The sequence below is a fragment of the Cellulomonas triticagri genome, from assembly GCF_003696205.1.
In the GTDB taxonomy this organism is placed as follows: domain Bacteria; phylum Actinomycetota; class Actinomycetes; order Actinomycetales; family Cellulomonadaceae; genus Cellulomonas; species Cellulomonas triticagri.
This window is the reverse complement of the sequence record NZ_RFFI01000142.1, coordinates 1-9,451: the sequence shown is the minus strand read 5'-3', so window position 1 is coordinate 9,451 and position 9,451 is coordinate 1. Positions and strand designations below refer to the sequence as shown.

Below are 9,451 nucleotides of genomic sequence, written 5' to 3'. Positions count from 1 at the left end.
GGTCGGGCGACGAGCGGCAGGCCGCCGCGGACGCGCTGGCCGCGGCGGTCGCGTCCGGCGACTTCGGCGGGGTCGCGCTCGACGGCGCGGACGCCGCGGGTGCGGCGGAGCAGCGCGAGACGGCGTACGCGGGCCTCGACCCGTGGACGCCCGAGGTCAGGGCGGGCGAGGTCGTCGCGACCGAGGGCGACGACGCCGCCGCGTCCGTCGAGCTCGCGTTCACCTGGGACGTCGGCCGCGACGAGCCCTGGACGTACACGACGCACGCGAACCTCGTGCAGGTGGACGACGAGTGGCGCGCGCGGTGGAGCACGATGGTGCTCGCCCCCGACCTCGCGTCCGGGGAGGCCCTGGCGGTGCGGCGGGTGCAGGCCGAGCGGGCGGACGTGCTCGGCGCCGGGGACGCGGTCCTCGTGGAGTCGCGCCCGGTGTTCCGCGTCGGCATCGACAAGACCCGCGTGGCGGCGGCGGAGGCGGACGGTGCGGCGCGCGGTCTCGCGGCGGCCCTGGAGCTCGACCCCGAGGCGTACGCGGCCCGGGTCGCGGCGGCGGGGGAGAAGGCGTTCGTCGAGGCCATCGTCGTGCGCGCCGAGGACCCGGCGTACGACGTGGCCGCGCTGCAGACGCTGCCCGGGGTGAACGCGCTGAGCACGGCGCTGCCGCTCGCCCCGAGCCGCGAGTTCGCGCGTCCGGTGCTCGGCACCGTGGGCGAGGCGACGGCGGAGATCGTGGAGGAGTCCGGCGGTGCCGTCGCCGGCGGCGACCTCACGGGGCTCGGCGGGCTGCAGCGCCAGTTCGACGAGCAGCTGCGCGGTCAGCCCGGCCTGACGGTCGTCGCCACCGCGGGCGGCGCGCAGGAGCGCCAGCTGTTCCACGTGGAACCGCAGGTCGGCGAGCCGCTGCGCCTCACCCTGGACCCGGTCGTGCAGCAGGCGGCGGAGGACGTCGTCGCGGGGGTCGCGGACACCGGCAGCGCCGTGGTCGCGATCCGCCCGTCCACGGGCGAGATCCTGGCGGCGGCGAGCGGCCCCGGGGGCGGCGGAGTGTCCACGGCGACGCTCGGCCTGTACGCGCCGGGGTCCACGTTCAAGGTCGCGACGTCGCTCGCGCTGCTGCGCGCGGGCCTCACGCCCGACAGCACCGTCACCTGCCCGGCCACCGCGACGGTCGACGGGCGCGAGTTCCAGAACTACCCCGGGTACCCGACGTCCGCGCTCGGCGACATCACGCTGCGGACCGCCGTCGCGGAGTCCTGCAACACGGCGTTCCTCACCGCCGCCGACCAGGCGCCGCAGGAGGCGCTTGCGACGGCCGCGCAGGCGCTCGGCCTCGCCGACGACGTCGACCTCGGCTTCGCCGCCACGCTCGGCGCCGTGCCCGCCGAGGCGACCGGCACGGACCACGCCGCGTCGATGATCGGGCAGGGTCGCATCCAGGCCACGCCGCTCGGCATGGCGACGGTCGCGGCCTCGGTCGTCGCCGGGCAGCGGATCACCCCGCACCTGCTGGTGGACGGGGCGGTCGAGACCCCGGCGCCGACCCAGCCGCTGACCGAGGCGGAGGCGGGCTCGCTGCGCGACATGATGCGCGCCGTCGTCACCGAGGGCGGCGGCGACTTCCTCGCCGACGTGCCGGGCGCCGAGGTGATCGCGAAGTCCGGCACCGCGCAGTACGGGTCGGGGGCCGAGCTCGCGAACCACGCGTGGATGATCGCGGCGCAGGGCGACCTGGCCGTCGCGGTGTTCGTGGAGACCGGGGACTTCGGGTCCACGACGTCGGGTCCGCTGCTGGAGGCGTTCCTGCGGGCGGTCCCGGCGGCGTGACGCCCGCTCGGGCCTGGGCGACATGTCCGATATGGCCCGAGTGGGTGAAATGCGGGTTCTGTACCACGTCTTCGGAGTGACCCTCTTCCGCCCGCGGGCCCGGGGGCCTACAGTCGGCGTGTCAGCGACAAGAGCAAACCCTCCGCGAGGAGGGGACGCAAAGCCACGGGACCCCCGCAGGTCAGCCGGGCTGCCGAACGAAGGATTCCGTCATGGAACAGCGTGGCTTCTACGAGCCGGCCGAGCGGGACTTCGGTTCCGACCTGCGCCCCGAGGTCATCACCGCCCGCCTCTCCTCCTGGTCCCGGATCGCCGCCGCGCGCGCGAACCGCGGCGACCTGGTCCCGGCTCAGCGCGAGTGCACCTCCGCGTCCTGAACCACCCGCACGCCTGACCCTGCCGGGGTCGTGGGCGCACCCCGCCGGGAGCGGGGCGCGTCGCGCGGCCCCGGCACGGTCGTGCCCGCGAGCGGCTACAGCTCGCCGACCCGCTGCAGGTACCGCATCGACGCCCAGCCCACGGGGATCCGCAGCCAGTACGTGAGCACCCGGAACAGCACGGCGACGGAGGTCGCGACACCGGGGTTCACGCCGACGACCGCCAGCGCGCCCGCGAGGGCGATCTCGGTGGTGCCGATGCCTCCCGGCGTCGGGGCGACCGATCCCGCGGTGTTCCCGGCGAGGTAGACGATCGCGACCTGCACCAGCGAGAGCTCCTGCCCGAACGCGCGCAGGCAGACCTCGAACGCGAGCACGTATCCGAACGTCGTCACGAGGTTGCCCGCGAGGCCCACGGCCAGGCGGGACGGCTGCCCGACGACCTCGATGAGACGCGGCCAGGTCTGCTGCAGCGTCGGCAGGGTCTTGGCGGCCACCCACTGCCGCACCTTCGGGACGAGCAGCGCGCCCGCGACGAGGAACGCCAGCACCGCGATGACGACGACGACCACGGGCGAGACCGTGAACCGCTCGAGCTGGTTGGTGCCCGAGGCCACCGACAGGCCGAGCAGCAGCAGGAGCGTCATGACGAACTGGGCGACCTGCACCAGCGCGACGGTCGCCGTCGCGAGGGAGGCGGACGTCCCGCGGCGGGTGAGCAGGCGGAGGTTGAGCGCGGCCGGGCCGATGCCCGCCGGGGCGGCGAGGGCCACGAACGTCGCGGCGGACTGCGCCACCGACGCCCGCCACAGCGAGAGCTTGACCGGGGAGAACGCCACCAGCGACAGCGCGGCGCCGAACAGCGTGGCCATGCCGAGCGCGAAGGCCAGCACGCTGAGCCGCCAGTCGGTGCGCTGCAGCGCGTCGATGATCGTCTGCAGGTTGATCGACGTCAGCAGGATGATGACGGCGGCGGTGGTCAGCAGGATCGTCAGGACGGCGCGCGCGCCGAACCGGATGAGCGGCACGGGCTCGACGTCGGCCTCAGGGAGCCGGGCGACCAGGGCGGACCGGAGCTCGGCCAGGACCTCCTTGTGGGCGCGCAGCTCCTCGCGGGTGCGGCGCGGCAGGGTGATGGTCTGGAGCAGCGGGCCGATCGCGGCGATGTCGCCCTCGGGCAGCACGGCGACCGCGGACTCGAGCGCGCGCGCCGGGCCGACCCGCAGCGCGAGCAGCGCGACCATCTGGGTCTTGTCCATGCGGCGGGCGAGGTCGGAGGACGCGACGTCGCCCTGCTCCCACCCGACGAGCCACACGGTCGGGCGCGGGCCGTCGCCCGCGACGAGGATCGCGTCGCTGGTGAGCGTGCGGTGCGCGAGCCCGGCCTCGTGCGCGGTGCCGAGCTGCGCCCAGATCTCCCGCAGCACGTCGTCGGTGATCTGGTCGGCGTCCAGGTCCGCGAGAGGGACGGCGTCGGCGACGCGGTCCTGCACCAGGATCATCGAGGAGTCGGCCTCGGCGATGCCGCGCAGCTGCGGGGTCCGCACGCCTGCGGCGGTGGCGGTGTACGACAGCAGCGCGGCACGCTCCGCGGCCTGGCGCAGCGAGACGACGGAGCGGCCGTCGAGGCCGCGCAGCCGCAGGGACCGCCACAGCCGGTTGAGCACGCCGACCACCTGCCGGTCGCCGTCCAGCACGAGGACGTCGAGCTGGCGGCCGTCGTCGGTGGTCATCTCGTAGACGCGGTGGTCGGTGGACCGGGCGACGGCGCGCGAGGCGGGGGTGCCCGCGCCGGTGGCGGCGGGCGGGGTGTCGGTGCCGGGCTCGGCGTCGTCCGGGACCCGCACCAGCACCAGCGGGTGCCACCCCGCGCGGCGCACGCCCGCGACGAGGCTGGCGCCGTAGGCGCGCTCCGAGCGCACCCCGGACAGGTAGCGGACCGCCTGGCCGCTGGCCCGTCCGATGAGCAGAGCCACGGCGATGCCCGGCAGCGAGACGCCCGCGGTGATGACCAGGAACCCGACGGCGACCCAGACGAGGTTCCACGACCACGCGACGGTGCGGCGGCGGTTGCGGGGGCCGGTCGCGGTCAGCAGCCCGGCGATCAGGGCGATGTACCCGGGGATCGTCACGGTGAGCTCGCCCGCGAGCCGCACCTGGAGCCCCGCGACCAGCTGCTCGGATCCGAGGTGGTTGATCAGCCACAGCGTCGCCGACGACGCGAGCACCGCGCCGATCGCCGCGAGCGAGGCCTCGATCATCTGCCGCCCGAGCCGCCGCAGCGCGAGCTCGGTCAGCACCGCGATCGGCACGATGTACGTGACCACCGTCTCCAGCAGCGCGACCGGGATGATGAGCAGCTGCCGCAGCAGGGTCGCGAAGCCCTGCACGTCCTCCGCGACGCCCGTGGTCGTGTTGTGCGCGTAGGTGGCCAGCACCAGGACGAGCACGGCGCTGAGCAGCGAGACGACCACGCCCAGCAGGTCGGACGGGTGGTGCACGCGGACCTCGGGGGAGTCCACCACCTGCGGGCGGCCCAGCCCGTCGGGTCGACCGGGCGCCGCCTGCGCGTCGGTCGGTGCGTCAGGCATGCAGTGGAGTCTAGGCAGCGCGTGCCCGCTCCGGGCCCGCTGAGGGGTGGCGCGACGGCGCGTCGCGGCGATTCCCTCCCCGAGGATGACGCCGCCCGTGGTGCTCTCCGTCGCGAGGATGACGCACCGGGTCTAGCGTGACCGGCGACGACGTGGTGCGTCGCCCCGGCGGGGTACCGCGGGTGCGACGGTCGCGGTAGGGACGCAGGACGGCGGAGGTGCTCGGTGGCGAAGGACCTGGACGACCGCGTGGCGGCGGCGCTGCGCTCGGTGTGGTGGCTGCCGGTGCTGCGCGGCGTGCTCCTGATCGTGCTCGGGCTGCTGCTGCTCGTGGAGCCGCTCGGCACGCTGGTGGCGCTGGTGTGGGTGTTCGGGGTGTTCGCGGTCGCCGACGGCGTCGTCGTGCTGCTGCAGGCGCTGCTCGCCCGGGGTCGGCCGGGGTTCGGGTGGGTGATCGCCCAGGCGCTCGTGAGCATCGGGTTCGGCGCGCTCATCATGCTCTGGCCCGGCGTCACCGCCCTGGTCCTGTACTACCTGCTGGCGCTGTGGCTGCTCGTCCTCGGCGTGACTGCGCTGGTGGTCGCCGCGACCCAGTACCGGGCGCGGGACCTGGCCTGGGTCGGCACGCTCATGCTCGGGCTGATCGGGTTCCTGTTCGGGCTGCTGCTCGCGATCAAGCCGCAGGACTCGGTGTCCGTGATCCTCACCGTGTACGGGCTGTTCGCGTTCGTCGCCGGCGCCGTCGTGGTGGTGACCGGGTTCGCGACCCGGTCGCTGGGGCGGCAGCTCGCGGCGACAGGTCGGGCAGGTCAGGCGCCGAACACCGCGCCGGGCGAGCCGCCGCGTCCCTGAGGATCAGCGGATGCCGAGGGCCTCGCGCCACTCGACCGGGATCAGCGCGTACCCGACGAACGCGACCACGTCGAGCACGGTGTGCGCGACCACGAGCGGCATCGTCCGCCGCCTGCGCCGGTAGTACTCGGCGAACACCAGGCCCATGACGACGTTGCCGACGAACGGGCCGATGCCCTGGTACAGGTGGTACGAGCCGCGCAGCAGCGCGCTGGTGACGACGATCGCGGGCGCCCGCCACCGCATCTCGCGCAGCCGCTCCATCAGGTAGCCGACGACGACGACCTCCTCGAGCAGCGCGTTCTGCAGCGCGGACAGCAGCAGCACCGGGACGGTCCACCACGCGGCGTTCAGGGCGGCGGCCTGCACCTCGACGGTGATCCCGACGGCGCGTCCCACGACGTACAGGCCGAGCCCGGGCAGCCCGATCAGGGCCGCGAGCCCGAACCCGACGCCGAGGTCCCGCAGCGGGCGCGCCCGGTCGAGGCCGATCCGCCGCACGGCGCTGCGGCCGTTGGCGGACAGCAGGTACAGCGCGAGGGCCACGGGCACCAGTGCGAACCCGATGGACAGCAGCTGGTAGGTCAGGTCCAGGTAGGGGCGGGCCGACCGGCTGACGTTCAGCGCCGTGGACTGGTCGGCGAGCGGGGTGCCCTCGGTGAGGCGGGCGACGATGTTGACCAGCGCGTACACGCCGGACTTGCCGAGCGACAGGCCGAGGACGATCCAGATCTCGACGCCGATCCGGCGTCGCCGGGCCCGCTCGGACACCGGGGGCGCGCCGACGGGGTCGGGCTCGGTCGCGGCGGGCTGCACGGTGCTCACCTCGGCAGCGTAGAGGCGGCTGCTGGACGCGGGCTGCGCGCTGCCGGGGTGTTCGCCGGGTGGTAGCAGCGCCCGCGCCCGGGGGAGGGCTTGTCAGGGCGGCATGACGCCAAGTAGTTTGCAGCGCAAAGTGAGCCCGTCGACGCGGGCCACGCCACCCCAGGACGGCACGGAGGACCCGCGATGACCACGCAGCCCGAGGAGGCGCCGCTCGACCTCGCCGCCGCGCGCGCCATCATCGACGCCCAGCGCACCCGGGTCCGCACCACGGCGTACAGCGACGACCGCGTGATCTTCGGGATCTGGGCGACCGCGTGGGGCGTCGGCTACGGCGTCCTGTGGGCGGTGTCCGGCGACGGCGTCGAGCGGATGCCGTGGGGCGCGTGGGCCGTGTTCGGGGTGCTGATCCTCGCGGGCGTCGTCACCACGATCCTGCACTCGGCGCGCCGGATGTCCGGCATGGACGGCGTGAGCCGTCGCACCGGTGCGATGTACGGGTGGTCCTGGATGGTCGCGTTCACCGCCGCGCAGGTCCTGCTCGGCGGGCTGGCCGCCGCGGGGCTCCCGCCCGAGGGGATGACGCTGGCGGCCAACGGCATCTCGGCGCTCATCGTCGGCATCCTCTACATGGCCGGTGGTGCGCTCTGGCAGGACCGCGCGCAGTTCGCCCTCGGCGTCTGGATGGCCCTGGTCGCCGCCGTCGCGACGCTGGTCGGGCTGCCCGGGACGTTCGCCGTGATGTGCCTGGCGGGCGGCGGCGGCATGGCCGTCGGCGCGCTGCTCGCCCACGTCGCGCAGCGCCGGGGGAACGCCCCCCGGCGCGGGGGCCTCGCGTGACCGACGCCGAGCTCGACCCCGTCATCCACGCCCAGTCCCGGCTGCGGGTCGTCGCGACGCTCGCGGCGCTCGCCCCCGGCGACCGGCTGTCCTTCCCGCGGCTGCAGCAGCTGCTCGACATGACCGCGGGCAACCTGTCCACCCATCTCCGCAAGCTCGAGGAGGCGTCCTACGTGACCGTCGAGAAGACCTTCGAGGGCCGCACGCCCGCGACGTACGTGGAGCTCTCCGCCACGGGCCGCGCGGCGTTCGAGCGCTACACGCGCGCCCTGACCGACCTGCTCGGCGGCGCCCGGTGAGCGGGGTGAGCCCGGCGCCGCTGGTCGCGCTGGACCGCGTCACCCGCCGGTACGGCGACGTCACCGCGCTGGACGACGTGTCGCTGACCGTCGGCGAGGGCGAGATGGTCGGGCTGCTCGGGCCGAACGGCGCCGGGAAGTCCACGCTGCTCTCCCTCGTGCAGGGTCTGCGCCGACCCGACTCCGGCACCGTGCGCCTGTGCGGGCTCGACCCGCGCGACCCGGCGGCGCGGGTGGGCCTCGGCAGCACCCCGCAGGAGACGGGCCTGCCCGCGACCCTGCGGGTCGGCGAGGTCGTGGACCTGGTCGCCGGGCACTACCGCGACCCGATGCCGCGCGGCGAGGTGCTGGAGCGGTTCGGCCTCACCGACCTGGCCCGGCGGCAGACGGGCGGCCTGTCCGGCGGGCAGCGCCGGCGCCTGGCGGTCGCGCTGTCGCTGGTCGGTCGCCCGCGCGTCGTGCTGCTGGACGAGCCCACGACCGGGCTCGACGTCGAGGCCCGGCACACGCTGTGGCAGGCGCTGCGCGACTACCAGGCCGGGGGCGCGACGGTCGTCGTCACCTCGCACTACCTGGAGGAGATCGAGGCGCTCGCCCGGCGGGTCGTCGTGATCGGCGCGGGCCGCGTGCTCGCCGACGACGATCTCACCGCGGTGCTCGCGATGGCCGCCGCCCGCCGGGTGCTCCTCGAGGTGCCGACGGAGCACGAGGCGGCGCTCGCGGCCCTGCCGGGCGTGCTCGACGTCCGGCGCGAGGACCGGCGCACGGTGCTGCTGGCGGGCGACGCCGACGAGGTGGTGCGGGCGCTCGTGCGGTCCGGGCTGCCGTTCCGCGACCTGGAGGTGCGCGGCGCCTCCCTGGAGGAGGCGTTCCTCGCCCTGACGTCCGGTGCCGACCCCGAGGAGCCCCGATGACCGCCACGCCCGTCGCGCCTGCCACGCCCGCAGCGCCCGCCACCCGGTCCTGGGTCGCGCTCGCGCTCCTGCACACGCGGTTCCAGCTGCTGGAGACGGTGCGGGTGCCGATCGCCGTCATCGGCAACCTGCTGTTCCCCGGCATCGCGCTGCTGTTCTTCGTCGTCCCGCAGCCCGCCGTCGCGGGCGAGCCGCTCGCCGCGGTCGCGGCGGTCGCGCAGCTCGGCACGTTCGCCGTCATGTCGGCCTGCCTGTTCACCCTCGGCGCCGGTGTCGCGGAGGACCGCCAGCTCGCGTTCGACCCCTACGTGCGGACCCTGCCCGCCGGTGCGGGCCCGCGCCTCACCGGGCGGATCGTGACCGGCGTGCTGTTCTGCCTGTCGGCGCAGGTGCCGGTCCTGCTCATCGCGCTGCTGCTGACCGAGGCGTCCACGTCGCCGTGGCGGGTGCTCGGCGGCCTGGCGATGATCCCGGTGATCGCGGTGCCGTTCCTGCTGCTCGGCCTCGCCATCGGGTACGCGTTCCCGGCGAAGGCGGCCCTCGCCGTCATCCAGGTCGTGCTGTTCCCGCTGGCGTTCGCGGGCGGGCTGTTCCTGCCACCCGAGCTGTTCCCCGGGTGGCTGGACGGGCTGTCGCAGGCTCTGCCGTCGCGCGCGGCGCGGGACGTCGTGGTGCAGGTGACCACCGGTGCGGACGGGTCGGCCGTCGCGCTGCCGGTCCTGCTCGCGTGGACCGCGGTGTTCGCGGTGCTGGCCGTCCTGGCCTACCGGAGCGACGAGGGCCGCCGCTTCCGCTGACGCCGGGCGACTCAGGCGCGGGCGAGCGCCGCGACGGCCTCCGCGACCACGGCCGGGTCGGTGACGGTGTGCCCCGCGGCCCCGCCGCCGCCCGGGCCGCCGTCGCCCGCGACCGCGCGGCTCGCGGACAGGTGCA

General features: G+C 75.3%; 9 protein-coding genes and 1 riboswitch. Of the genes, 7 read left to right on the top strand and 2 right to left on the bottom strand.

All coding sequences use genetic code 11. The features are described 5' to 3' along the window. Both EBM89_RS18225 and EBM89_RS21465 read left to right on the top strand, forming a co-directional pair. Positions 1-1,823 (top strand): penicillin-binding transpeptidase domain-containing protein (locus tag EBM89_RS18225; RefSeq protein WP_122151052.1); only part of this gene is annotated, 1,823 nt, incomplete at its 5' end. Positions 1,824-1,945: 122 nt separating this feature from the next. Then, a riboswitch (cyclic di-GMP riboswitch) is annotated at positions 1,946-2,021 on the top strand. 14 nt (positions 2,022-2,035) lie between these two features. Continuing rightward, positions 2,036-2,200, top strand: a complete 165-nt coding sequence (locus EBM89_RS21465; protein ID WP_158609721.1) for a hypothetical protein — start codon at positions 2,036-2,038, stop codon at positions 2,198-2,200. 95 nt (positions 2,201-2,295) lie between these two features. On the opposite strand, the gene EBM89_RS18220 is transcribed toward EBM89_RS21465, so the two are convergent. Next, positions 2,296-4,791: a flippase-like domain-containing protein gene (locus EBM89_RS18220; RefSeq protein ID WP_122151051.1), complete on the bottom strand. Its 2,496-nt coding sequence runs from the start codon at positions 4,789-4,791 to the stop codon at positions 2,296-2,298. Positions 4,792-5,016: 225 nt separating this feature from the next. On the opposite strand from EBM89_RS18220, the gene EBM89_RS18215 reads away from it, so the two are divergent. After that, the gene (locus EBM89_RS18215) at positions 5,017-5,643 is read left to right on the top strand and encodes a DUF308 domain-containing protein (RefSeq protein WP_233571845.1); all 627 of its coding nucleotides are present in this window, start codon (positions 5,017-5,019) and stop codon (positions 5,641-5,643) included. 3 nt (positions 5,644-5,646) lie between these two features. Here EBM89_RS18215 and EBM89_RS18210 read toward each other — a convergent pair whose 3' ends face one another. Further along, positions 5,647-6,459 carry a CPBP family intramembrane glutamic endopeptidase gene (locus EBM89_RS18210; RefSeq protein ID WP_439647207.1) on the bottom strand — a complete coding sequence of 271 codons (813 nt, stop codon included), beginning with the start codon at positions 6,457-6,459 and terminating at the stop codon, positions 5,647-5,649. 192 nt (positions 6,460-6,651) lie between these two features. Here EBM89_RS18210 and EBM89_RS18205 point away from each other — a divergent pair, with 192 nt between their 5' ends. The 4 genes from EBM89_RS18205 to EBM89_RS18190 are packed head-to-tail and all read left to right on the top strand — an operon-like array spanning position 6,652 to position 9,315. Next, entirely contained in the window at positions 6,652-7,305 is a 654-nt protein-coding gene (locus tag EBM89_RS18205) for a hypothetical protein (RefSeq protein WP_122151050.1), read from the top strand. Further along, positions 7,302-7,604, top strand: a complete 303-nt coding sequence (locus EBM89_RS18200) for a transcriptional regulator (RefSeq protein ID WP_122151049.1) — start codon at positions 7,302-7,304, stop codon at positions 7,602-7,604. The genes EBM89_RS18205 and EBM89_RS18200 overlap by 4 nt, the downstream gene beginning before the upstream one ends. A gap of 5 nt (positions 7,605-7,609) precedes the next feature. Continuing rightward, complete coding sequence (locus EBM89_RS18195; RefSeq protein ID WP_439647206.1) at positions 7,610-8,518, top strand: ABC transporter ATP-binding protein; 909 nt, start codon at positions 7,610-7,612, stop codon at positions 8,516-8,518. Continuing rightward, the gene (locus EBM89_RS18190; RefSeq protein WP_122151047.1) at positions 8,515-9,315 is read left to right on the top strand and encodes an ABC transporter permease; all 801 of its coding nucleotides are present in this window, start codon (positions 8,515-8,517) and stop codon (positions 9,313-9,315) included. Before EBM89_RS18195 ends, EBM89_RS18190 begins: the two co-directional genes overlap by 4 nt. Positions 9,316-9,451: the final 136 nt, after the last annotated feature.